Source organism: Paenibacillus rigui (assembly GCF_002234615.1).
In the GTDB taxonomy this organism is placed as follows: Bacteria; Bacillota; Bacilli; order Paenibacillales; family NBRC-103111; genus Paenibacillus_S; species Paenibacillus_S rigui.
Map to the genome: position 1 here is coordinate 179,605 of NZ_NMQW01000033.1, position 24,565 is coordinate 204,169.

The 24,565-nt window shown below is 49.8% G+C and carries 26 protein-coding genes and 1 riboswitch; of the genes, 16 read left to right on the forward strand and 10 right to left on the reverse strand.

Going from position 1 to position 24,565, the window contains the following annotated elements:
- The first annotated feature begins 52 nt into the window (after positions 1 to 52).
- Entirely contained in the window at positions 53 to 1,609 is a 1,557-nt protein-coding gene (locus CF651_RS21460; RefSeq protein WP_094016921.1) for a Rieske 2Fe-2S domain-containing protein, read from the forward strand.
- 90 nt (positions 1,610 to 1,699) lie between these two features.
- Here the strand turns inward: CF651_RS21460 and CF651_RS21465 are convergent, their stop codons facing one another.
- From CF651_RS21465 to CF651_RS21500, 8 genes are all read right to left on the reverse strand, one after another.
- A complete protein-coding gene (locus CF651_RS21465) occupies positions 1,700 to 3,043 on the reverse strand; it encodes an FAD-dependent oxidoreductase (protein ID WP_094016922.1) in 1,344 nt (447 codons plus the stop codon).
- Between the two features lie 11 nt (positions 3,044 to 3,054).
- On the reverse strand, positions 3,055 to 3,825 hold the full coding sequence (locus CF651_RS21470; protein WP_245856086.1) for a carbohydrate ABC transporter permease: 771 nt from the start codon (positions 3,823 to 3,825) through the stop codon (positions 3,055 to 3,057).
- A gap of 73 nt (positions 3,826 to 3,898) precedes the next feature.
- The gene (locus CF651_RS21475; protein WP_245856081.1) at positions 3,899 to 4,816 is read right to left on the reverse strand and encodes a carbohydrate ABC transporter permease; all 918 of its coding nucleotides are present in this window, start codon (positions 4,814 to 4,816) and stop codon (positions 3,899 to 3,901) included.
- A gap of 13 nt (positions 4,817 to 4,829) precedes the next feature.
- A complete protein-coding gene (locus tag CF651_RS21480; protein ID WP_094016924.1) occupies positions 4,830 to 5,513 on the reverse strand; it encodes a hypothetical protein in 684 nt (227 codons plus the stop codon).
- A gap of 63 nt (positions 5,514 to 5,576) precedes the next feature.
- Positions 5,577 to 6,875 carry an ABC transporter substrate-binding protein gene (locus tag CF651_RS21485; protein ID WP_094016925.1) on the reverse strand — a complete coding sequence of 433 codons (1,299 nt, stop codon included), beginning with the start codon at positions 6,873 to 6,875 and terminating at the stop codon, positions 5,577 to 5,579.
- A 110-nt stretch (positions 6,876 to 6,985) separates the two neighbouring features.
- Positions 6,986 to 7,765, reverse strand: coding sequence for a response regulator transcription factor (locus tag CF651_RS21490; RefSeq protein ID WP_094016926.1), 780 nt, complete (start codon positions 7,763 to 7,765; stop codon positions 6,986 to 6,988).
- Complete coding sequence (locus tag CF651_RS21495) at positions 7,743 to 9,581, reverse strand: cache domain-containing sensor histidine kinase (RefSeq protein ID WP_094016927.1); 1,839 nt, start codon at positions 9,579 to 9,581, stop codon at positions 7,743 to 7,745. Before CF651_RS21495 ends, CF651_RS21490 begins: the two co-directional genes overlap by 23 nt.
- Positions 9,582 to 9,798: 217 nt before the next feature.
- On the reverse strand, positions 9,799 to 9,918 hold the full coding sequence (locus tag CF651_RS21500) for a sporulation protein YjcZ (protein ID WP_094016928.1): 120 nt from the start codon (positions 9,916 to 9,918) through the stop codon (positions 9,799 to 9,801).
- Positions 9,919 to 10,234: 316 nt separating this feature from the next.
- On the opposite strand from CF651_RS21500, the gene CF651_RS21505 reads away from it, so the two are divergent.
- Entirely contained in the window at positions 10,235 to 11,449 is a 1,215-nt protein-coding gene (locus CF651_RS21505) for a glycosyltransferase family 2 protein (RefSeq protein ID WP_094016929.1), read from the forward strand.
- Between the two features lie 120 nt (positions 11,450 to 11,569).
- A complete protein-coding gene (locus CF651_RS21510) occupies positions 11,570 to 11,962 on the forward strand; it encodes a hypothetical protein (protein WP_094016930.1) in 393 nt (130 codons plus the stop codon).
- Between the two features lie 109 nt (positions 11,963 to 12,071).
- On the opposite strand, the gene CF651_RS21515 is transcribed toward CF651_RS21510, so the two are convergent.
- Positions 12,072 to 12,893, reverse strand: coding sequence for a polysaccharide deacetylase family protein (locus CF651_RS21515; RefSeq protein ID WP_245856082.1), 822 nt, complete (start codon positions 12,891 to 12,893; stop codon positions 12,072 to 12,074).
- A 147-nt stretch (positions 12,894 to 13,040) separates the two neighbouring features.
- Positions 13,041 to 13,193, forward strand: a riboswitch (FMN riboswitch).
- A 197-nt stretch (positions 13,194 to 13,390) separates the two neighbouring features.
- Between CF651_RS21515 and CF651_RS21520 the strand changes: the two genes are divergently transcribed.
- A complete protein-coding gene (locus CF651_RS21520; RefSeq protein ID WP_094016931.1) occupies positions 13,391 to 14,392 on the forward strand; it encodes a DMT family transporter in 1,002 nt (333 codons plus the stop codon).
- A gap of 162 nt (positions 14,393 to 14,554) precedes the next feature.
- On the opposite strand, the gene CF651_RS21525 is transcribed toward CF651_RS21520, so the two are convergent.
- Complete coding sequence (locus tag CF651_RS21525; RefSeq protein ID WP_094016932.1) at positions 14,555 to 14,710, reverse strand: DUF1540 domain-containing protein; 156 nt, start codon at positions 14,708 to 14,710, stop codon at positions 14,555 to 14,557.
- A 128-nt stretch (positions 14,711 to 14,838) separates the two neighbouring features.
- Here CF651_RS21525 and CF651_RS21530 point away from each other — a divergent pair, with 128 nt between their 5' ends.
- From CF651_RS21530 to CF651_RS21585, 12 genes are all read left to right on the forward strand, one after another.
- On the forward strand, positions 14,839 to 15,063 hold the full coding sequence (locus CF651_RS21530) for a hypothetical protein (protein WP_094016933.1): 225 nt from the start codon (positions 14,839 to 14,841) through the stop codon (positions 15,061 to 15,063).
- A gap of 137 nt (positions 15,064 to 15,200) precedes the next feature.
- Positions 15,201 to 15,452 (forward strand): helix-turn-helix domain-containing protein, encoded by a 252-nt coding sequence (locus CF651_RS21535; protein ID WP_179232921.1) that lies wholly within the window; start codon positions 15,201 to 15,203, stop codon positions 15,450 to 15,452.
- Positions 15,449 to 15,775: a Dabb family protein gene (locus CF651_RS21540; RefSeq protein ID WP_245856083.1), complete on the forward strand. Its 327-nt coding sequence runs from the start codon at positions 15,449 to 15,451 to the stop codon at positions 15,773 to 15,775. Before CF651_RS21535 ends, CF651_RS21540 begins: the two co-directional genes overlap by 4 nt.
- A gap of 12 nt (positions 15,776 to 15,787) precedes the next feature.
- Positions 15,788 to 16,054: a hypothetical protein gene (locus tag CF651_RS21545; protein WP_094016935.1), complete on the forward strand. Its 267-nt coding sequence runs from the start codon at positions 15,788 to 15,790 to the stop codon at positions 16,052 to 16,054.
- Positions 16,055 to 16,123: 69 nt separating this feature from the next.
- Entirely contained in the window at positions 16,124 to 16,786 is a 663-nt protein-coding gene (locus CF651_RS21550; RefSeq protein WP_094016936.1) for an SOS response-associated peptidase, read from the forward strand.
- Positions 16,787 to 16,973: 187 nt separating this feature from the next.
- Positions 16,974 to 18,728 (forward strand): cache domain-containing sensor histidine kinase, encoded by a 1,755-nt coding sequence (locus CF651_RS21555; protein ID WP_179232922.1) that lies wholly within the window; start codon positions 16,974 to 16,976, stop codon positions 18,726 to 18,728.
- 5 nt (positions 18,729 to 18,733) lie between these two features.
- Positions 18,734 to 19,528 carry a response regulator gene (locus CF651_RS21560; protein ID WP_094016938.1) on the forward strand — a complete coding sequence of 265 codons (795 nt, stop codon included), beginning with the start codon at positions 18,734 to 18,736 and terminating at the stop codon, positions 19,526 to 19,528.
- 174 nt (positions 19,529 to 19,702) lie between these two features.
- Positions 19,703 to 21,040 carry an ABC transporter substrate-binding protein gene (locus tag CF651_RS21565; protein ID WP_094016939.1) on the forward strand — a complete coding sequence of 446 codons (1,338 nt, stop codon included), beginning with the start codon at positions 19,703 to 19,705 and terminating at the stop codon, positions 21,038 to 21,040.
- An 83-nt stretch (positions 21,041 to 21,123) separates the two neighbouring features.
- A complete protein-coding gene (locus tag CF651_RS21570; protein ID WP_094016940.1) occupies positions 21,124 to 22,005 on the forward strand; it encodes a carbohydrate ABC transporter permease in 882 nt (293 codons plus the stop codon).
- A 123-nt stretch (positions 22,006 to 22,128) separates the two neighbouring features.
- Positions 22,129 to 22,914, forward strand: coding sequence for a carbohydrate ABC transporter permease (locus CF651_RS21575; RefSeq protein ID WP_245856087.1), 786 nt, complete (start codon positions 22,129 to 22,131; stop codon positions 22,912 to 22,914).
- A 192-nt stretch (positions 22,915 to 23,106) separates the two neighbouring features.
- Positions 23,107 to 23,598, forward strand: coding sequence for a Cys-tRNA(Pro) deacylase (ybaK, locus tag CF651_RS21580; protein ID WP_094016941.1), 492 nt, complete (start codon positions 23,107 to 23,109; stop codon positions 23,596 to 23,598).
- A complete protein-coding gene (locus CF651_RS21585) occupies positions 23,595 to 24,521 on the forward strand; it encodes a hypothetical protein (protein ID WP_094016942.1) in 927 nt (308 codons plus the stop codon). Before ybaK ends, CF651_RS21585 begins: the two co-directional genes overlap by 4 nt.
- The last annotated feature ends 44 nt before the right edge of the window (positions 24,522 to 24,565 follow it).

Sequence of the window (24,565 nt, forward strand, 5' to 3'; positions counted from 1 at the left end):
AATCTGATTCGCCTGCGGACGGGCAGTCCAATTCAGGAGAAGGGTGGAAACGATGGAGATTACGTTTTTGGGTCATGCCGGTTTTTGTGTGGAAACATCCCATGCCATCATTATTATGGATCCATGGCTGTCCCCGACAGGGGCTTTTGACGGTGCATGGTTTCAATTTCCCCGCAATCATCATATGGGGGCCTATGTTCAAGAAAAGCTAAAGCATACGCATAAGGAACGCTATTTGTATATAAGCCATGAGCATAAGGATCATTTTGATCTCAAATTTCTGGAGAGTCTTGAGAACCGGGATTTCACGATTGTCGTAGCCAAATTCCGCCGGGAAGAGCTTCGCGAGGTGCTTGGCCACTACAAATGCAAGCAGCTGGTCAGCCTGGAGGACAACGAGGCTTTGGCTTTTGCCGACGGCTACATGAAGCTATACCTGATTGATTCGGAAATCAACCGGGATTCCGCTATTCTGGTGAAAACGGCGGACCAGGCTTTTCTCAATTTGAACGATTGCAAGCTGATGGAAAGACTGCCGGCGATTGTGGAGCAGGAAGGGCCCATCGATGTGTACGCAGCCCAGTTCTCCGGCGCCATCTGGCATCCAACCTGCTACGATTACCCCAAAAGCAAATATGAGAAAATTGCCAAGGCAAAGGTCAGAAGCAAGTTCGAAGCCGTAGCCCGTTCGTTGGAAACGGTTCGTCCTGCGGTGTATTTGCCTTCCGCCGGCCCCGCCTGTTTTCTCGATCCGAGCCTTATCCATTTGAATTTCGAGCAAAATAACATTTTCCCGCATACGCCTCAAGTGATCGCATTTCTGAAGAAAAGACTGAAGAAGCTGAAGGTGGACGTTCCGAACCTCATGCCCGGCGACATTCTGGATGTCGGCTCCCGTCAATTCATACACCGCTCCGGGCAGCCCGTCGATCCATCCAACCTTGAGGCTTACATTCAAGATTATGCCGCTCTGTATGCAAGCCTTTTCGATGCAAGGGAGAAAAGATATTCCCATGTGCCGCCCGGGGATACACTCGCCAAGCTGGAGCAGGAATTTCAGCATAAGCTCGATCATCTGACCCTGCATCAGCGGGTCACCGTGCCGCTCTATTTTCAGTTCCGCAACGCTCCGGATCAAATGTTGAGAATTGATTTTCCTTCCAAAACCATCGAACGGGCGGCCGCCGTTACGGATACGAACTATTATTCCATGACCGCGAATTCCTGGGAAATCGAACGGATCTTCGACGGGACGTTAACCTGGGAAGACTTTATGCTGTCGTTTAGGATGCGGTTCAACCGGGAGCCGGATATTTTCTCGACACTGATTCACGGCTTTCTGACCATGGAGGCGGAGGATATGAGCTGGTTTTGCGAGAAGCTGCTTGCGCTTGAAACGAATCAGGAGCGCATTGTCGTCGAAGCCGGCGGTACACGGTATGCCATCAACCGGTTATGCCCTCATGAGGGGGGCGATCTATCCCAAGGCTGGGTGGCTGGGAAGACGATCATGTGTCCGAGACACCGCTGGATCTTCGATCTCGAGCAAGGCGGACGATGCAGCACCAGCGACTGCAGCATCAATGCTTTCGCCTTGGATGAGGATTAACAGCTGCGGGTAAGGGGCGTCAGAATGCAAATCAAGGACGCCGCCAGGCGTCCCTTCAAATCTTTCATGCGTGGTTTTCACAGCTCACCATTAGTCCAACACAGCATTTCCTTGACGAAGCAGCTGCTGCAGCCGGGCAACATCGATCTTTGCAGCTGACGTTCCGGCAGCGCTGGCCATCGCTGCGGCTGTGCCGGCCGCTTGTCCTGTGGCCATGCAGCTTGGAGTCAACCGGGTTGTTGCCAAAGCTTCGTGCGTGGTGGACAAGCAGCGTCCGGCCGCCAGCAGATTGTGCACCTGCTGCGGGACAAGGCAGCGATAAGGGATGTCGTAAGCTCCATCCCCCCGGACCAGTGCTTCGGTCACGCCTTTCCCGGACGGATCGTGGATATCGATCGGATAGCCGCTTCGCGCGATAACATCTTCGAATCGTCTCCCTGTAACTACGTCGTCGATGCTAAGCTGATACAACCCGTCAATCCGCCGGGTTTCTCGTATACCGATCTGAGTGCCTACAGACGAAATGGAGGCTTGGGCAAATCCGGGAACAGAGGTTTGCAGAAACTCGGCCATCAGCATCACCTGCCGAAGTCCTTCCTCCTCTGCCTGAGTCAGGTCCTCGACATTGGTACCGTCTAATCCTTGCACCCGGGTGCAATTGACTAGAACCTCGTCATGAGCCGGTCCGGTGAACAGTAAAACCTGATCCCGGTTAATCGGTACTTGAGCTGCTTGCCATTGGGAATAAAAGCCCTGAATCCCTGTAAGCGGTAAAGCGTTAAGCTCGCTAAACGGCGTTTTGTGATAAAAGTTAGTTGGATTCTCTATCATATTTTGGCGGATGGCTTCAATATCCACTCCGCGCATACGGAATTTCATGGTCATCGGCTGGGTCCGTTTATCCCCCTCACGTCCCATTAGTGTAGGGACCCCGGACAAATAGGCGACATCAGCATCGCCCGAAGTGTCGACGAACATGCGGCCAAACACTTGGATCGGCCCCGATTTTCCCGAGAGCTGCACAGAACGGATATACTGATTCTCCACCTGTACGCCATCTACAAAGCTGTGTAGGAGCAGTTTAACACCTGCTTCCTTCAGCATATCAATGGCCAGAAGCTTATACATTTCCGGATGATAGGGCGTCACGGTATGGACAAAGCCTATGGTATCACGCAAATGCCCGGGCGAGCCTCCGCGCTGGATCAATCGCTCAACGATCTCCTGAGCAATTCCTTTAATAACTTGTTGTCCCTGTTCGGTATGAAATGTCATCCATGGGTAGACGGACGCTGCGGTCGACATTCCGCCTAAAAAACCGTACCGTTCGATCAGTATCGTGCTGGCTCCTTGTCTTCCAGCGGCAATAGCAGCGTTGATCCCGGCAGGGCCTCCTCCGATAACCACAACATCCGCCTGTAGCTTGCGAGTCATTATCATCTCTCCTATTCTTTTAACCCTGTCATCGCTGCACCCTCAATAAATTGCTTCTGTGCAAAAAAGAAGACTATAAGCAGCGGCAGTGTCGCCATGGCTGAAGCGCTCATCAAATGATGCCAGGCTGTACCTGCTTCATCGGTAAAAAGTGATAAAGCGAGCGGCAACGTCATAAGTTTGCGGTCGTTAATAAAAATAAGCGGCTCAAAAAAATCATTCCAGCTTGTTAAAAATGTGAAAATAGTCAGCGTAGCTATCGCGGGTTTGGCCAATGGCAGCATAATGTTCCAATAGATACGAAACCTTGAACAGCCATCGATCATAGCCGCTTCTTCCAGATCCTTCGGTATTCCGAAAAAAAATTGGCGCATGACGAAGACGCCGAAGATGCCACCCGCCCCGAATATCGGCAGTATGATGAGAGGGATGTGCGTATTGAGGAAGCCAATATCACGCATGAACAGAAACATGGGGATGGCCGTCACTTCAGTAGGAACCATCATGGTGCTTAGCAGTACAAGAAATATAAGGTTTCTTCCTGCGAAGGGGATGCGGCCGATCGCGTAACCGGCTAGCGAAGCAAAGAAAATCGTACCGGCAACAACGACAATTGCAATGTATAGGCTGTTAAAATAGAACAAATGAAATGGAATGATTCGAAGCACCTCGGAGTAATTTTCCCAACGAACGGGTGATGGGATCAATTCCGGCGGGAAGATAAAAATTTTGGCCGGTTCCTTTAAAGAGGTTGAGATCATCCAGATAAAAGGGATAAGCATAAGAATGGAGAACAGAGTCAGAACAGCATAGTGCAGAGTAACGCTTAATCGACTAAGGGCAGCTGTCAAGGGTTTAGTTTTCATGAAAAATCCACCTTTTCCTAAGCGTCCACTGAATCAATGTGAAGGCCATGATCAGAAAGAAAAGAATATAAGCCAAAGCTGAAGCATAGCCGAATTCAAATAGCTTAAATGCTTTTTCCCAAATATAGTACACCATCACCTTGGTGCTGCTCCCGGGACCGCCTTGAGTCATGACGTAAATTTGACCGAACACCTTCATAGAGCCAATGACCGTCATGATGATCGTCAGAAACAAGGTTGGTGAAATGAGTGGAATCGTAACCCGTATAAATTGAGTGAATCGTCCCGCACCGTCTATCTTCGCAGCTTCATACAAATGAGCAGGGACCTGCTGCAAAGCTGCTATAAAGAGTACCATGTTTAAGCCTACATTCTTCAGAACGCTCGTAAGGATGACTGCAGGCATAGCCAAATGAGGATTATACAGCCATGCCGGTCCCTGGATGCCTACGAGCTGCAAAATCTGGTTAATGAAGCCGGAATCTGTGGCGAACATGTATTTCCAGACGATAGACCAGACGATTAGCGAGGTCATGACAGGAACAAATAAGGCAGTGCGGAACCAGCTGATGCCTTTCATGCTTTTACTCAGCAGCACTGCTAATAAGAGAGCTATCGTAATATTTAATGGTACGAGCCCCGCTGCAAAATAAAAGGTGTTGCCAAGCACACGCCAAAATTCTCGATCGGAAACAATGTGAGCATAATTATCGAATCCGATGAATTTTGATTTGCCGAGCAAGGGCCAATCCGTTAAGCTCATATAAAACGCCTGGAGCAGAGGGACCATCAGTAGGGCAGTAAAGCCTATTACCATAGGCGAGACAAAAATCCATCCAGTAATGTTCGCTTCGCGTGTTAGCGGATTTGTTGTTTTTTTTCTTTTTGCCGAAGGTGATCCTTCCATATTCCCTTCACCCCTAACTGTCGATCGCATTGCGAAAGTCATGTACCGCTCGTTTTATTTCATCTGCGCTTTTTCCGGTAACCACAGCCCCAAGCAACAAGGCTTTAATACCGCTATCCTTAAGAGCAGGAACATCGGCTGCAGCCAATTTGCGCTGGGAGGGAACGATTACAGGCAAATGGGCATTGTGGGCCAACCAACGATACCGCAGCAGGTCAGCAAAGTTGAGTGGAGTTCCGTATTCCGATGAGGGAATGATAGAAGCCTCCAGGGCTTCGATAGGAAAAGCTTTCGCGGCTTCCAGCAGCCTGGTGTCAAATTGACTATCAATAGCGAAGGTAGAGGCCAATTTTGCTTGCAATAGAAAGGCAGGCATATGCCATGCGTAAATCGAGTAGAAGTCTATGTCCAATTCGCTCAGCTGTTCGATTTCGTGCGGGTTAACAGACTCCAGCGCCCCTCCTGGAACAATACCTAGCGGACCATTGAAAAGAGAACGTATTTCCCGGAACGTGTCCGTATATTCGGATAAGGGGCCGAAGCTGTTACCGCTGGCACGATGATCTACATTTATGTGTACCTTCAGTCCCTCCGCACCTTCCTGAAGGGCGGCTTTGGCCAGATTCAGGTCGTTCGAAGGCAGACTGACGAATAGTTGAAGCTTGGGTTCATGCAAGGCTTGACGTAACCGGTTCATGTGAGCTCCTTTCTGAGTAAAGAAACGGCTCGTTGTGAAACGAACCGTTTCTTGACATCACCGTTATTTTTTTAGAAGCGGTGTGATTTTTTCATCCATCGTTTTTATAATTTGTTCAGGCTGTGCCGTTTGGCCGAACAGCTGATCAAATCCGGCTAAAATCTCGTTATCGATCTTCTGCCATTGAACGTGTCCCGGCTGTACGATGGCTTTGGCCATCTCATCGATAACGGCTTGCTTAATGATTGCAGGCTCCGGACCATCGGGCTGTTTAAGAAAAGAATCCGAATTCAGCACGGATTTGCGCGGAGGCACGAAGAAGGTGGAAGAGCTTTGAATACCTTCCTGGCTGGCAAAAAACTTCAGCAGCTCCTTAACTTCCTTCTGATTTTTACTTTCTTTAAAAACAACGTAGCCCGCTTGTCCCATCATCGGAACCGATCCTTTGGATCCGGAAGGCATCGGAGCGATGCTCCATTTAAAATCCTTGATGGTACGGGCTTTGGACACGTAGCTGTATCCATCGAAGAACATGCCTATTTTTCCAGATTCGAAATTGATTTGTTCTCCTGCCTTAGGATGCGATTGATCGACGAACATCATATTTTGAAGCATTTTCAAAGTATCGACACCGTACTTATCGTTCCATGTAAACTTGGTCATCTCTTTATCGAACGGCCCGCTGCCATTCGACCATGCATAGGATGACAGGATAATCCACGTTTTCCAATCGCGGAAGAAATTGGCGCCGTATACTTTGTTGGCTCCAGTACCGCTTGTGATAGCTTTAGCTGATTTGGTAAATTCCTCCCAGGTCCACTTGCCTTGCTTAGCCAGCTCGTTTGGAGAGGGAAGTCCGGCTTTGTCGAACAAATCCTGATTGTAGAACATGACGCTCGGAGGCGTTGAGAAAGGTAAACCGTACAATTTGTCGTCTTTGGTAAACAAGCTCAACGTGGAAGGAATGAAATCATCCATATGGAATGAAGCATCTGTTTTGACATCAGACACATCGGCCAAAATATCGTTAGCCATAAACTGAGGCACCATACGCTCGGATACCCAAGCAAGATCTGGCAGCTCACGTCCTGCGGCTAGCACGGATACCTTCTGCTGATAGTCGGCGAATGGAATCGACTCCATAGTTACAGTCACATTCGGATGCGTCTTTTTGTAAGTCTCAAGCAGCTTGTTGTACATATCAAGATGTGCTTGATTCCCCCAAGTCAAAAATTTCAATGTCACCGGTTTATTGCCTGCACCGGCTTGAGCAGCATCTTGCTTTGCAGGTTCCTTCGTGGAACATCCTGCGGACAGAGCGAGCATAGGTATGACTAAAAGACTGCTTACCCATTTCTTCATGCAATTCCCCCCTCGATTCATAAATACTGTCTACAGCTTTCATTATATAGGCGGCGGTGGTACCAAAAAATCACGCAGCGTTTAGGTTTGGTTCGTTATTTATAGATGTTTTATGTACCATGATCCTCCCGGTAAGAGCCTGGTGACATGCCGACCTGCTGCTTGAATACAAGCATGAAATGCTTTGGGCTTTGATAACCGGATAGCCGGGCCACGTCGTATATTTTCAAATCGGTCTGCACAAGAAGATGCTTAGCCCTTTCAATCCGGATTTGCATAATATAATCGGATAAATTCATCGCTGTTTCCGATTTGAATAACTGGCTGAGATAGGCCGGGTTTAAATGGATGTAGTCGGACAAGGTCTGAAGACGCAAATCGCCTTCGGGATGAGCTTGAATGTACTCTTTGATTTTGCGGATGAGCCGTTTTCCTTCGCCGTTTTTTATCATGGGATCCTTCGTGCTTGTTTCCGTATGCGCTTCTGCTCTTTTCGTTGGTCCTTCATGTCCCTTGCGCTCAAGCGCTTGATGGATGCGTTCCAGGGCGGATACCAATGCCATACGATTAATCGGTTTTAGCAAATAATCCGATACTCCGAAGCGCAGCGCCCTTTGGGCGTACTCAAAGTCGCTGTACCCGCTTATAATTAAAAGCGGCATATCAGCGTAACGCTCTCTGATTTTGGCGATCAGCGATAATCCGTCCATCTCGCGCATCCGTATGTCTGTAATAACCACATCAGGCATTTCCGCTTGCAAATAGGCTAACGCTTCTTTACCATGAGCGGCTTCTTTAACAATTTCAAATTCCCCCGACACTTTGGTAATTAAATGTCTGATGCCTGTCCGGATAATTTCTTCATCCTCAACCAGTAATATTTTGAACATCTTCATTCTTCCTTTCCGTTAGGGGGATCGTGATGGTAAAGGCAATGCCTTGGCCGGGACTTCCGTCGAATTGAAGCTCATAGAGGGGACCGAACATTAACACGAGCCGCTGGTTGATATTGCGTAAGGCAACGCCTTGTTTACGCTCTCCATCCGGCAGGGGGGATGATAAAGACGATCTCAACCGTTCGATTTCACGTTCTGACATACCGATTCCGTCATCCCTGACCGTTAAAAGCAGTTCATCGCCGAATCGAACGGCAGTAATCCATATTGTACCGCCTGTATGTGTGTCTCCAACGCCGTGAAAGATTGAATTTTCTACAAGCGGCTGCAGCAGCAGCTTGGGGACAAGAACGTGCTCCACGCCAGGCTCGATATCGAAAATAAAATGCAGACGGTTCCCATAGCGCAGCTGCTGGATTTTTGCATAGGAGCCTACAGAAGCCAGCTCTTCCTCCAGCAGCACCAGCCTGTCGTATTGATCGACGGAGTACCTCATCAATTGCCCCAAAGTGGAGACCATATCCGATACCTCGTAATTTTCACGTTCCAGGGCTTTCATATTAATGGATTCGAGTGTGTTATAAATAAAGTGCGGATTGATCTGACTTTGCAGTGCCGCCAGCTCCGCTTCCTTTTCCCTTAGTCCTATCAAATAAACTTCCTTAATTAAACGATTAATTTCCTCGGACATCCGATTGAAGCCTCTGCTGAGCTGTCCGATTTCATCCTGTGAAATCACCGGCACACTTTGGTTGAACTGTCCCCGCTCGAGCAGCTGCATTTTTTGTTTAAGCCGGATCAAAGGACTGCTTAATTGATATGAGAAGATAAAGGACAGGATACCGGCGGCCACAACGAAAATAACGGCAATCCCGATAGTGAAGTTGCGTAACTTCTTCGTCTCGGTCAGCAAGGAGTCGACGGGAATGAAATCAATGACCTTCAGGCCTGAGTAGGATGAATAATCTACAATGGTAAGAAAGCGCTGGCCATTCAGAACCTGATCCCTAACGGCATTCTCATTGGGCTGCTTGGTATCGCGAAGCGTTTTGGCGAAGCGGGGTTCCAGATTGGAGCTGCTTTCCTCAAATAAAAGCTCATTTCGGTCGTTAACGACGAGCATGCTGCCTTTTTCCTCGAATTTTACATTGGATAAAATCTCCCTGAACACATCCAGCTTTAAATCAATTTTAATCATGCCTATAACGACATTCTTATCAGGCTCGCGAATCATACGGGCTACTGAAAAAACTTGCGGTGAGCCTTCATGATAATAATTGGGCTGATGCTGAGGGAGCACGACCCAGGCTCCATCTGCGACTTGAACTCTTCGGAACCAGTCCTCCTGTCGGACATCCGCGTAAAAATTCATCATGGAGGAATCGACATTTGTGAAAATAAATCCGTTGTTGGTAATTATTTGGATTCCTTTCACTTCGGGACGGTTGTAGGCGGAGCCTGATATGTAAAGAAACATTTTTTCCATTTCGGCAAGGGTGGGGCGTGTTTGAGCATACTGGGGCTGACTGTATTTTTTTACAATCGTCAATACCTGGGTATCGTATAAAGGCATAAGAGAGAGCCTCTGCATTTCCATGAGGGTCCGGTCCAGGTTGCGGTTAATTTGCCCGACGATTTGGGTGGAATAGTCCGCAGACCTTCGCTCAACCGATGCGGAGAATTCGTAGTAGGTGAGGATGCCCTGCAAGGTAAGGGGGATGACCATAATCAATACGAAAATGATTAACATTTTGGAGCGTAAACCCAGATGTGAATAAAAGGCAACGGCGGGACTATGATTTCGATTCATGGCGCACTCTCCTGTCACAACTATAGCCAAAAATCCAGGGAAGGATGTTTTGTTGCCTATCGTATCACGGATGACTTTAAGCTCACAATAGCTATGTATGCCAGACGGAGGACGGGCGAGGCACTCCGTAGGCTTAAATCAGGTTGTGCTGCCGGATGCTAGCCCAGGGGGGCAAAACCGGTCCCTGACTTGGAGAGGAACCGGTTGACTCCACGGATTAGATCCAAGCGCGGCTGATAATAACCAACAAGATAAAAAGAACCAGGATGACGCCAACGCTTGTAAAAGCACCGCCGTAACCAGGACAGCAACCTGCTCCGCCTACGATTCCGCTCATGTCTCATTTCTCCTCTCGGTTCATTTGATTAAGGACTTCGTTTCGTTAGTCCTAACATAAAGATATGTTGCTTTGGTTGAAATGTTTGGACAAATGTCCTTCCATGACAAATTCAACGATCGTCTAACCGTACCGTCATGACACCTGTCGTGGCAGCTTGCCTGTTGTGATCCGCATGGCATAAGCCCTGCCCTGTTTACAGGAATGAGAACGTATTTCATTTGCGTCTTACAGCAGCTATACGCCTGCACAAGCAATATAAGCGAAAAGCCATACAATAGATAAGAATGGATTCCATAACGGAAGGGGTGCCGGCATGGTTGATCTTGGGGTGGTGATGCCCGTTTATAAGCAAAAGCCGGAGTTTTTAGAGGCGGCGATACAATCCATCCGAACACAGACTTGGAACGATTTCAGGTTTATTATCGTGATTGACGGCGCACCGGAAATGGAACCGCTGGTTCGGGCAGCCGTTGCCGGCGACCCGCGTGCAGAGGTCATCTCCTATGCGGACAATCGGGGGGTGGCCCAAGCATTAAATACCGGATTCGAGCTGCTGTTGGAGGACCCGTCCATAGCTTATTTGACTTGGGTTTCGAGCGATAATCTATACCGGCCGGCGTTTTTGGAAACGTTAAGAGCGGCGCTCCATCAGGGACCCGAGCAGCTTGGCGTTGCGTACAGCTCCTTTCAATCGATTGATGATGCGGGGAGGCCCTTGTATGCAGAGAGGCAACTAGCCTTGCAGCGGAAGTATCAGGCACAGCCGAAAGAGCTTCTGCTGGACTCCTCTCTTATCGGAGTTTCTTTCATGTATAAATCGTGCTATGCCAAGCTCATCGACGGCTACGGCCTTGAGCCCGTAGAGGATTACGATTATTGGCTGCGCCTCACGGAGCACTGCGACATCCGTTACATTCCGGAAGAGCTGATCGACTACCGGGTCGATTCCGCTTTCAGTATATCGGCCAGCCTGAAATCGCAGGAAAAGCACCGAAAGTGGCGATATGCTTACCATCTTGCGAGGCATCTGGCCCGGACCCGAAGAGAAATCGCGCTGGAGGTGACACTTCTGCTGACGGTCAAAGCGGACAATGAAGGCGCTTTACAGGCCCTGGAGAACCTATATGAGCAAACCTATAGCAACTACAAGTGCTGTGTATTGGACCTCAGTCCTGATCAACAGGCAACCGAGCGCTTATCTGCGGTCTCTCATCCTGTAACGACCTTTACTGCTCTTCCGAATCATGATGAAATCAGCGCCTTGGTTCAGGCTGTTGCAACCGTTCAGACGCCTTATGTGATGGCGATCGGTCCCAAGCTGTTTTACAGTCCGTCCGACCTTCAGGTGATGGTCAATGGAATGCGAAAGGCAGGAGATGCAGCGGTGTCCAATTATTTTCATAATCATCGGGAACAGAATCTGAGCTACCGGTATCCGGGAATGTTGGGTACGAAGCCCGACATTTATAATGAGCTGTTCCATACCTCTGCGTTAATTGAGCTGTTAAAGCCTTTCCGTATCCGCTGAGCAGGAAGGATGAGCTCGTATGAGGACATCCGGCGGAGCATCGTTGACGGAGTCACAGGGTCTCATGGTATGATGAAGGCAGGATAGGATCATTACCGCAGCAGAAAGGATAGGCTTGTCATGCTTACTTCCGACATCGTTCAAATGACTATGCATCGAATCGATAACTATCAACGATTAATTAAATTGATTAAGCTGAAGACGATAGAAGAGGATCGCTGCACGCTGCCGCATAAAGTAATGGCTAATTTTCTGGATGTGGCTTCGGACGAAATCACACGCTGGCTGGATCGTTTAATCCAGTTCGGCATGATAGAAAAGCTGGGTCCGGGCAGTGTGTACCGGGTAGCGGACACGGCAGAAGAGGTCAATAAGCTGGATCGGATGGCCGAATTGCTCGTGTTGATCAAAGAGCGGCCGGATTTAAGCTTTGAGCAGCAGGCGGGAGCGCTCGGCATTACGATGCAGGAATTAGAAGCATTGTTCGGTTTTTTTATACAAATCGCCAGTTAACATTCATCTGAGCTCATAAGCCGGCCGAATGTACACTTTCGATAAAAAAAGCAAAGGAGCATCAGCCATCGGGCTTTTGCTCCTTTGCTTCGTATAGACTTGCCATTTGTTAATTGAGAAGCTCGGATACGGTAGCGAACTGGTAGCCGTGCTCTTTTAAATATTGAATCAAGTGGGGCAAGGCCGCAACGGTGTTCGATAAATTCCCTTTTTTCCCTCCGGCGGAGTGCTGAAGAATAATAGCCCCAGGCTTTACTTCTTTTTTTACATTTTCCAGGATGCGATCCGCAGAGATACCCTCCCAGTCACGCGTATCGACAGACCAGCAAACAATGCGGTGCGACTTCTCGGCATAATCGGCTACTTGCTTGGACAGAGCCCCGTAAGGCGGGCGCAGCAGGTTCGAAGGATGACCTGTAAATTGTTGAATGACTGCATCTGTTTTATCTATTTCATCTGCCAGCTGAGGGTCGGTTAAGGTGGTCAGGTTCGTATGATCCCAGGAATGATTGCCGATTTCATGACCGCCGTTAACAATTCGTTTCATCATGTCAGGATGGGCTTCGGCATGCTCGCCGGTGACAAAGAAGGTCGCCTTTACATTTTCTTTTCTTAGAATGTCAATAATTTGCTGCGTATATTTGGCATCCGGACCATCGTCGAACGTAAGAGCTACCTGCTTGCGGCTTCTCGATCCGGAGTAGGTGACATGCTCCTTCAGATTGTAGCTGGAGTGCACAGCTTCTTCGCCGGTATGCGCCGTCTCGACCAAGTTCATGTCTGGGTTGTGGACTGCTCCCGACGCTGTTAATGCCGGTGCGGGTGCAGGGCTGTCGTTCGCCGGTGTGGGGGCTGCGACCTCAACTGGCTTGTGCCCGCAGCCTGCAAGCAAGAGGGCCAGCAGCAGGACGGCTGTTTTTTTACGGTACATCGTCTCATCTTCTTTCTAAAGCCTAGTAAAAATATTATAGCGAATTTAGAGGAAAAATGTCGTAAATTTTTTTTAATGATTCAACTAATTTTTTGTTAGTATCTTGTCATTTGTTGAAGCGTGTGATAGAATGCAAAATAATTGAATACGGATCTTCGGGGCAGGGTGAAATTCCCGACCGGCGGTGAGGAGTCGTACGTGACTCTTAGCCCGCGACTCGCAGCTTGCCATATGGAGGCTTGCGACTGATTTGGTGAAATTCCAAAGCCGACGGTACAGTCCGGATGGGAGAAGGTCAAAACAAGCGTGATCATTCGGCTAACGTTTATTTTGCACATGCAAAATTCAGTTCCGGATCCAAGCCTGTTTAAGCATGCCCCGTTATCGTTTGCAGATAACGGGGCTGTCTTCTTTCGAAGCTTCCTATTCAAAAGACTAACGACAGACGCGGACGGCAACGCCGGTGTCTGGCGAAAGATCCTTGGGAGGTTTTTGGCATGCTGGATAATATTTCGATTCAACCTGGCGCAAAGACGGGAACTGGAAGTACAGCCGTTTCCAACAGAAGCGGAGTATGGCTGGTTGCGCTGGGCGCCGCTTTATGGGGAGTAGATCCACTCTTCCGCATATTGCTGCTGAAGTTCTTTACTTCATCACAAATTGTGCTGCTGGAGCATTTGCTGCTGCTTGTGTACTCCGTACCTGTGCTGTGGCTGCAGCGCAAACAGATCCGCGGCTTAAATCTGCGTCATATCGGGGCGCTGCTGTTTATCTCGTGGGGGGGATCGGCTATCGCCACGATCATGTTTACGACCGCTTTCGCGCATGGAAACCTGAACGGGGTGCTGCTGCTGCAAAAGCTGCAGCCGTTATTTGCTATACTTATGGCAAGATGGATCCTGAAAGAACGATTGCCTGCACGATTCTTTGGTTTTGTATTGATGGCTCTTGTCGGCACGTATCTTCTTACCTTCGGTGTATCGCTGCCGTTCGAGCAAATGTCGGATGTCGCTGCGATAGGCGGATTATTATCTATCGGTGCCGCGGCGCTGTGGGGCGGTTCTACCGTCATGGGAAGGCTGCTGCTGGATAAAATGCCGTTCGAATCGGTGACGGCGCTGCGATTCACGCTTGCGCTGCCGCTCCTTTTCTTCACTACATGGTCGGGAGGCGGCGCATGGAATTTGCCGGTACAGACCTCCGATTGGCTGGCCGTATCAGGGAATTTGCTGCTGCAGGCGTTTCTTCCGGGGCTGCTTAGTCTTCTGCTGTATTACCGCGGGCTATCCGGCACGAAAGCCTCTTATGCCACGCTGGCGGAGCTGTTCTTTCCTGCCATCGGGGTGCTGGTGAATTGGCTGGTATTCCATCAAAATGTGACGGCAGCCCAAATCGTCGGCTTTCTGCTCATCTGGTTCATGCTGTATAACTTATCGCGGCAGCAGGATATGGGGCAGCCTCTGGCCGCGGCCAAGACTCCCCGCTCGGCTGAAGCCTAAAAGTGGGTACAGATAAATAAGGTTTCCCAACGGAAAGAGGGCAGCGATCACTCGCTGCCCTCTTTCCGTCGGGAATAATAAAGTATGTGTTACTTAACTTCCGGCTACCTTGACAAATGCATGCCGCCTGGCAAGCTGGCGAAGCCGTTTATCCTCGTATGACTAAATTTTAGGTTCAAACGTTTTGCAATCCGTTTCTGCGGCATTTTCCGCTTGCTTGCTGCGGTTGTTGACAACATAAATCGAGGTAGCGGAGCATTTGTTGCCGGCCCCCCAATAGGTACAGGAATTTACTTCGCACAATACATCTTTTGCCATGGATATCACCTCCCACCTATCAGGATGGCCGGATTCATTCGCTTTATACTTGCCGGCACGTCTGAAAGCTTGTATTTGTGAATACATAATAGGATATAGCTTGAAATGATGGGACCGGAGGGGTGGCTATGAAGCGGTCATTGGCCAAAAGAGTGGGGTTTCTCCTGTACAGCTGTCTGATGCTCTCGATACCGGCTGTGATTTATCTTGAAATCCACGGTTATGTGATTCTAGGGATTGCACTCGTATGTATCATGTTCGGCCTGTCGATGGGCTTACTGTGGGTGTCCGAGGCGGAGGATTCCCGTGACAAGGAAGCCGAGGGCAAGCAGCGCCTGAGACAGCGGGGATAGACCATCACGCAATTCAGAAGTCAGTATGCATAGCGGACGCAGCTCGGTACTCTTTGACGGGTACAAAAGGATTTTGAAGGCTGATGTAGAAAATTAGGTAAAGGATGAGTAAACCGATCCGGCAAGGAGACATAAGAATGAACTTGGGAAGCAGACTGAAGCAACTCAGGCAGCAGCAGGATATTTCATTGCGTAAGCTTGGCGAAAAGGCGGGAGTCAGCTACTCCATCATGAACTCCATTGAAAACGGCAGATTCCTTCCTTCTCCGGAAGTGATCGTCTCGCTTGCCAATGTGCTGCACTATGATGATGTGGACGAGCTCTTGAAGCTCGCCAAGAAATTTTCCGATGTAACCAACCAAACCATTAAGGAAGGAAATGAGCCATGATGAACACAAATATTGCACATACGGTCTTTTTTAAACTGCGCTTTGCTCCACAGTCAGCAGAAGCGGAAACTTTTTTACACAGCAGCGCCTCCACATTGACAGAAATTCCGAATGTTCTTCATTTTCAAGTATTAAAGCAGCAAAGCGGTAAAAATCCGTATGACTACGGCTTCTATATGGAATTCGCGAACCAGGCTGATTATGATTCTTACAACGTTCACCCGGTTCATGTCCAGTATGTGGAGGAAGTGTGGAAGCGGGATGTCACGGATTTCCAGGAAATTGATTACACAGTGATAGCGGCTCCAGGCTCAAGCCGTTAAGGAGGAGTAGAGATGATCTGGTGGCTGCTTGGCGCAGCGCTGCTCGCGGGCTGCTGCATCTGGATCGTTATGCGTCAACCGCATAAACGGCGGAACAGCAAGGTGGTCAAGCTGTCGACGGTACGGGGCAAGGCAGGCCAGCCCTCCCGCCAGCCCTGCTCTTTGTGTAAGAAAAAGGCGGCGCGCCTTTCCTTCTACGCATCCGAGCAGGGACAGGTCGTAGGGCTCTGCGATGCGTGCAAGCCGCAAGCGGAGAGAAGAGGCCTGCTGCAGCTGTAAGCAGCAAGGCATAGAACCAGCACATATTGCCAATACTACTGCTCAAAACAAGCAGAGGAGTTTTGCAGCATGTGCAACCGACTGAACTTGCAGGCCGATGTGTCCGAATTAACGGACAGCTTCGGTGTTTCGCGGGTGTTATTTTACTATGCGAATCAGCGGAGTCTTGTCCCGAATGAATCGATTGCGGTCATTCGTACGAAGGAGAACGAAAGGACGCTGGATGAATGCCGCTGGGGGCTCATGCCTTTTTGGGCGCAGGATGCCAACCGGGCTGATATCAGCACCGTTTTCGAGAAAAGGGCGTTCGATCATCTAATAAAACGGCAGCGTTGCGTCGTCCCGGCCAGCAGCTTTGACCAAGTGACCGTGTTAAGCAAGAAGCAGGAAAAGGTCAGAAGGTTCGTCATGCCGAGTCGTTCAACCTTTGGGATGGCAGCGGTGTTCGATGAATGGAACGGGTCGTTCGATGAGGAACTCCGCACCTGCACGATTCTGACCCGGAGGGTGTGGAACGAAGCGCTTGGGCTTGAGGAGCAGGTTCCGGTCATTTTAAATCCGGAGCAGATCGAGCGTTGGCTAAGCCCGGACCTGTTCGATAAGCAGCTGGTTCAGGAGCTTGTCGATTCCATCGAGAAGCCGGCGTTGCGGGAGCTTCCTTCCGCTTTATGGGATCGGCTGTGGAGCGAGGAGGAGCTGGAGGCAGTTCCGGCACGTCCGGGGATGATCTAACTGAATATGCAGCACAACTGGCCCTGGACCGCGATGGTTCGGGGCTTTTTCAATAGGTTAGAAGGCTGCAGCCCGGTCCGTATCCTATCTTCACTGCGTTCTTGTGTATCTTTTCTTGTATTCAAAGCCAGACGGATTTGCTAAGATAAACACGGATGACAGATTACCGCATGAGGAGCGGATGACGATGAGACTTGCCCGATGGTTTCCCTCCACATTAAAAAATAAATTGACGCTAGCCTTTCTGCTGCTCATTCTCGTTCCCTTCTCGATATTGAATTATTATAATTTCGCCAAGATGGAATCGGTGCTCCGGGTCAAAATCAGCGAGCAAAGCCAGGAGGAGCTGAACCGGATGAATAAAGCGTTCGAAGAAATCATTACGATTACGAACCGGACCTTTACTCTGCTGGAGCAGGACCCCAATATATCGGATATGCTGCGCAATCCGGGAAAGTACGATGCTTACGATACCCAAGCCAACCTCGAGAATAAGTTCAAGGCGATAACGAACAGTATTTTCCTGACCAGTCCCCGGGTGTACTATACCGTGCTGGATCGAAAGGGGCATTATTATACCTCCTACAAGCCGCTGGAGCCGTTGGATTATAACAGACTATCGCAGGAAGACTGGTTTCAGGAAGGAAAGGAAGCGAAGGGGGCCTTTCGCTGGTATTTGGAGAAAAACTACGTGCATAAGGACGAGTCTCCGAATCCCCGTCTGCTGTCCGTGTACGGTAATTTCAGGCAAGCGGATGGAAGCGCTTTTGCCGTCGTTCGGATCAGCATCGACTACCTGGATTGGTTCCGTTCCATCACCTACGGGACTTCCGAGGATAAACAATATTTCCTTGTGGATGCGAACCGCCAGCTCATTGCCCAAAGCACGGATGCGCCCCTCGATCTTTCGGAGCTGAATGTACCGCTTAGCAGTCATACGGAAAGCGGTTACGGAATGGACAGCAGCTACATTATGAATTACAGCTACGTTCCCTGGCTTGATTGGTACTTCTTGAAGCGGGTGCCGAAGGATATCGTTTATGCGGAGATCGACAAGCTGAAGGCGTCCTTTTTCATCTCGTTTCTTATCTTTACCCTGACGTTTATCGGCATCACGTTTCTGATTGCATCGGCGACGACACGGCCCTTGAAGCAGCTGCAGCTGAAGATGCAGTCGGTCGTGCGCAAAAACTTGAAGGTGTACCTGCCGGAAGAAGGCTACCGGGGTGAAATTCTTGAGCTTTCCCAAACCTTCAACCAAATGGTCGGGGACATGAACGATCTTGTGCAGCGGCTAAAAAAGGAGGAGCGCCAGAAGGAAGCCGTCCATTTTCAAATGCTGCTTTCGCAAACGAATCCGCACTTTTTGCTCAATACGTTGAATACCATCAAGTGGATCGCTCTCGGCAAAGGGGATGAGGAGGTTGCCGAAATTTGCGTGTCGCTGGGGAGGCTGCTGGAGGCCAGCTTGAATTCCGAGGTGGAGCTTTTACACTTGAAGGATGAAATCGAGCTGGTCGAAGCCTATGTGTATATTCAAAACTTCCGTTATAAGCAGAGCTTTGTCGTCCACTACGATGTGGACCCGGCACTCGAATTCGCTCTCGTTCCGAAGCTCAGTCTGCAGCTGCTCGTTGAGAACAGCATTCAGCACGGGTTGAGCGGGAAGCAGGGCGAAGGCCAAATCTGGATTCGGGCTTACCCCCGGGAGGCATCGCTGGTTGTTGAAGTGGAGGATAACGGAATTGGCCTGGCCGAGGCTGAGCTGCAAAAAAACCGTTCCGGGCGCAAGCGCAGCGGGATCGGGCTCAGCAATCTGAAGGAGCGGCTCGCCCTGTTGTTCAAAGATCAGGCCGGCATGCTTGTGCAGTCCATGGAAGCCGGAACGATGGTTCAGTATCATTTGCCCTTATTGTTATCTAAGCCTTATGGAAAAGAGTGATCATCATGTGGACGGTGCTGCTAGTAGAAGACGAAGTATTTGTCAGAGAGTCCGTGCAGCGGATCATGGACTGGGAAGCAATGGGCTTTACGGTCATCGGAGAAGCGGGGGATGGGCAGGAGGCGTTTGAATTCATCTGCGCCCATCGGCCGGATGTGGTCATCTCCGATATCATTATGCCCAAGATGAACGGGGTCGAGCTGCTTCAAAAGGTGCGGGAGACGGGAATATCCTCCCGGTTTGTCATGCTTTCCTGCATGAGTGATTTTGAATATGTCCGGCAGGCGATGGAATACGGCGCCTCCAATTATATCCTGAAGCTGTCCATGAAGGTGCAGTCCCTGAAGGATGCGCTGGAGAAGGTGAAGAAGGAGCTGGAGCTTGCCCCTCGGACGGCTTCGGTTCAGGCACACACCGTCACAGAGGGAGCAGCCGCAGCGATGGAGCAGAAGGCTCCCGGCTATGAACCGACGGATCATCCGGAAATTAACAAGATCCTGGCGTATCTTCATGAGCATTATCAGGAAGAGATTAGCTTGTCGTTTCTGGCGCAGTATGTGGCAATGGACGTCAAATACATTAGCCAGCTGTTCAAGAAGAAGACCGGAGATACCTTTGTCCATTATTTGCATCGTATCAGGATTGAAAGAGCCTGTGAGCTGTTGATCCAAACGAATACCTCCGTCAGTGAAATCGGCGAAAAGGTCGGATTTGTGAATGATAACTATTTTATCAAAATTTTTAAAAGGTTTTGTCATATGACCCCGCAGCACTACCGGAAGCTGCAGCGCGATGCTTAGGCGAGGGGCGTCTGGAAATAGAACAAGAAATTGTTCTATTTTTTTTGTTTTGCAAGCGATCCTCAAGATTTTGATCTATCGATCGCAAGAATCTGTTTCTTATTCCTGTCGGATGGACGCGATATACTAAGTCTGTAATCACAAAGCAGACGATATACGGGAGGTCAAGCAGAGATGAATTCAAAGAAAGCATGGATATCGATCGTATCAATGACTCTGGTAGCGGGCACGATCGCCGGCTGCAGCACCGGCTCCGGTACGGATACGAAACAAGCGGCAGCTCCATCTGCAGCGAACACGCCGGCAGCCGAGAAGAAACAACCGGTTACGCTTACATTCTGGGGCGGCGTACCGGAGGAGAACGGTCCGAAGGCGGTTGTTGATGCGTGGAACAAGCAGAACCCGGACATTCAGGTCAAGTATGAGCGGTTCGTTAACGACGATGCCGGCAATCTGAAGCTCGATACCGCTTTGATTGCAGGGCAGAATGTGGACTTGTTCGTCAATTACTCCACTACCCGGCTGCAAAAACGCGTGGATAACGGTAACGTTGTCGATATGTCGGCTTGGAAGGATTACAACATCGACGAGAAGATGGGACCGGAAGCGGCTGAATGGAAGCTGGACGGTAAATATTACGGACTTCCAACCAAAAAAAATATTTACTTCTTTTGGCTGAATAAAGATGCCCTGGATAAAGCGGGCCTTCCCGTACCAACCGAATGGACGTGGAAGGATGTTCAAGATTATGCGGTGAAGCTGAAGACGGACAAACGGTACGGCTTGGTACAGCATATGGAAGCCTTCCCGGATCCGATGGACGGATCGCTGGCTGCCAAAAAGTATGTTAAAGCGGACGGCACCTCGGACTTCAATAATCCGCTCGTGGGCACTTGGTTGGAAACATTGAACGCCATGATGCAGGATGGCAAGGCAACGCCTCCGCTCGGGGAGCAGCTGACGACCAAGATGCCGGTCGAAACGGTGTTCCTGAAGGGCGAAGCGGCCATGATGAATGCGGGCGAATGGATTTTCCGCAGCGCCAACGATCTGAAGGCGAATCCGCGTGATTTCAAAATCGCGTTTGCTCCGGTGCCTAAAGTGACGAAGGAGCAGGCGGATTACAAAATCCGCGGCGGTCTGGGCGATACGATCTCGATCTCCGCCAAAAGTGCGAATAAAGAGGCGGCATGGAAGTTCCTGAAATGGTATGCCGACGGCGGCATGATGCCGATGGCTTCCGGTGGACGGATTCCGTCCTCGAAGGATGCGAGTGCAGAGGAAGCAACGAAGCTGCTCCTTGGCGATGCGGCTGGCACGTATGACCAGGATTCTTTGAAAAAAGTGGTGTTCGGCAAGTTCACTACGTATAACCGGGATCTGCCTCAGCAGGTAATGGATTTGAGAAGAGAAGAGTACGAGAAATATTTCTTGGGCAAGCAGGATTTGAAAACGACGCTCGACGCGTTGGCTAAACGGCATAACGATTTCCTGAAGCAAAGCAAGAAATAGGCAGGGCTCAGAAGGAAGCGCGAAGCGGTTGCGCTTCCTTTCTTAAAACCCGCCGCTGAATTCGCAAACAGGAGGCAAGGAGCATGGGAGGCAGTTGGTTGCGGCGTCAGCAATGGATAGGAATGCTTTTCATTGCGCCGAATATGATCGGGGTGCTGTTGTTTTTCATTATCCCCGCGTTATTTTCGTTAGGGCTCGTTTTTACGGATTGGAAGTTCGGGAGTCCGGTGTTCCACTTTGTAGGGTTGGACAATATTACTCGTCTGCTGCATGATGATTTGTTTTATATTTCTTTGAAAAATACGGGATTGTTTTTACTTTCCGTTCCGATATCGATCATTTTGGCGTTTCTTGTAGCCATTGTTTTGAATCAGTCCGTTTATGTAAAGGGCCTGCTGCGGGCGATGTATTTCATGCCTTACATTACGAGCGGCGTGGCGATCGGGTTCGTATGGATGCTGCTGTTCCACCCGACACAGGGGCCAATCAATCAGTTTCTCCGCATGCTGGGCGTGAGCCATCCTCCGGAATGGTTAGCGTCCATGGATACTTCGATGTATGCGATCGACATCATTTGGATTTGGTTCATGCTGGGCTATAACATGATTATTTATTTGGCTGCGCTGCAGGAAATCTCTTCCGAGCTGCTGGAGGCGGCGAGGATCGACGGAGCAAGCTACGGCAAGATCATTCGGAATATCGTATTTCCTTTGGTCAGCCCGACAACGTTCCTGCTGCTGATTACCGGGCTGATTATGACGGTCAAAACGTTCGGAATTATCGAAGCAACAACCCAGGGGGGGCCCGGAAGCAGCACGACGATTTTATCCCTTTTCGTATACAAAACGGCGTTTTCCTACTATGAAATGGGCTATGCCTCGGCTATCTCCTGGGCGCTGTTCGTCATTATCCTGCTGATTACCCTGCTGCAGTGGTTTGGACAAAAGAAATGGGTTCATTACTAAACTAGGAGGCAAACGATGAGCTATCCGCAAAAAATGTCCCTCACCGGGAAAGCCTCGACAACGACCCGATTGCGCATCGGCCGAAGCGGGCTCAGCTGGAGCAAAGTGCTGTGGACGGCGATCATGCTGTTCTTCGCGCTTGCCACCATCCTGCCGTTTCTATGGATGATCAGCACTTCCTTCAAAACGCCTGCCGAGGTGTTTCAGTATCCCGTTCGCTGGATCCCGGAGCATTGGGTACTGGAGCACCATTACAAGGTATGGTTCGGAGAGAAGAGCTTTCTCGGGTATTATATCAATTCGTTGAAAATTGCCGTTATTTCTACAGCAGGGGCAACATTCCTGTCCGCTCTGGCGGCCTACGGCTTCTCCCGGGTAGAGTTCAAGGGCCGAGATGCTTTATTCGTCGTATACTTATCGATGATGATGATTCCGCCGCAAGTGCTGTTCGTGCCCAAGTTCATTATGTTTAACTGGGTGGGCATCTATAACACGCATTGGGCGTTGATATTACCGGGACTGTTTACGATCTTCGGCGTGTTTCTTATGAGGCAGTTCATGATCGGCATCCCGAAGGAAATATCCGAATCCGCCTTTATCGATGGGGCAGGGCACCTGCGTATTTTTATGCAGCTGATTCTTCCTCTGGCCAAGCCCGCTTTGGCAACGTTAGCCATTATCGACTTCTCCTGGCATTGGAACGATTATGAGAATGCGCTGGTGTTTCTGCTGGACCAAAAGCTGTTTACCGTACCGCTCGGCTTGCAAAATTTCATCCTTGAATTCAATATCGATTACAACGGGATGATGGCGGCAACCTCGGCGGGAATTATACCGATTCTGATCCTGTTTTTGATTGGCCAGAAGTTTATAATCCAAGGCGTGTCCAGTACGGCCGTCAAGGGATGAGGCGGTTTAGTCAACAATGAACCCGGTTCCGCAACAGGAGCCGGGTTTGCTTTTTTTGTGCAGGACTTGATTCGGGACAGGCAGCTGCTCGAGCCCTATGCCGTTATCATGCTAAGCGGTTGCCTCGGCATGGAAACTCATGTCATAATGCTTCTTATAGCTATACATTCTTAATTAGATGAGGTAAAGGTTATGACGGCAGCAAAAACGAACGCTTGCAGAATATTGGATAAGCTTCAAATCCCGTACTCCTTACATCCGTATGAGTGGGATGAAGACCATTTGGATACGGCTACGGTTGCGGCCCGTGTAGGCATTGCCGAGGAGCATATGTACAAGACCTTGGTCCTGCGCGGGGATAAAACCGGCATTCTTATAGCCTGCATCCCAGGGCACTTGGAGCTGAATTTGAAGGAGCTTGCCTCCATCAGCGGCAACAAGAAGGTGGAAATGATTCCGGTCAAGGACATTCAGAATGTGACGGGATATATACGAGGTGGGGTATCTCCGCTTGGCTTGAAGAAAAAATACCCTCTGTATATTGACATATCCGTTGTTCCATTGGATCAGGTCAGCATCAGCGCAGGCCGCAGAGGGCTGCAAATTTTTTTGAAGGGAAGCGATCTGGTCACTGCCAGTGAAGGGATTGTGTCCCCTATAGCAGGGGAGGGCGGCAGAAGATGACCTTGAATCTCGATGCTATGAAACAGCTGATCTATCAGCATGCCGAAGGACGTCTTCGTAAAAGCTACGGGATTGTGGAACCGGCTAGCGGAGCGGGTGAATTCCATCGGCTCTTGCTTCAAGCGCTGAAGCAGCAGGTCAAGCCGATCCAGAGGCAGATAACGAATGAGGAAGTGTTCGAGGCCGCGGTGAAATCGATCGGAAGCAACTCACGCGACTGGTCGACCTTTATTGCCAAGGAGCCCGCGCTGCGCAAGCTTCTCGCCGGGTATAACCCCGTGCAGGCAAGCATGATGGACGAAGAAACGCTGCTGCAGCAATTGAGGCCTTATTTCCCGGGGACCTCCTGTTCCACTGACTGCCGGGCGGTCGCCGGCTGGGTCCGGACATTGTCCCGTATTCCGAATTACTATGCGAAAGTTATTTTGAACATTGTCGATGCCTTTCATCAAATCCATGGAGACACACTGCCTGATGAGCATATGATGATTTGCATGTCCGGGCTGTTATCCAGCCCTTCGAGCCGTTGGAAAGGCTGGTCCGTACTGGCCGGCTCGGAGCTTCCGTTCCAGGAGCGGCCGGAATCGTTGAAGCTGCACGGCATGGGATATGCGCTGGCGTCCGAGTTTTTCCGGAATTTGGGCTGGAATGGCTTTAAGCCGGATCGGCATATCAAGCGTCTTTTTGCCTATTGGTACAATGTAGATGCGATGGTGACACGTGAGGAGATTCAGTATTACACAGATTTGATAGGCAGCCATAACAAGGATCTGGCAGATAATATCCGCTATTCCCTTGTAGGCCATAAAATGACGCCGGAAGGGGTCCGTTATTCCGAAGTGGATAATCTGGTCTGGGCTTTAGGCGCTTATGTGTTGAAGAAAGGGAAAGAACAACCGCTCACTGCCGGTGCTTCCGCCTAAAAGGTAGTGCGTATAGTATTCGTTAAAGCTCATAAACTATACAA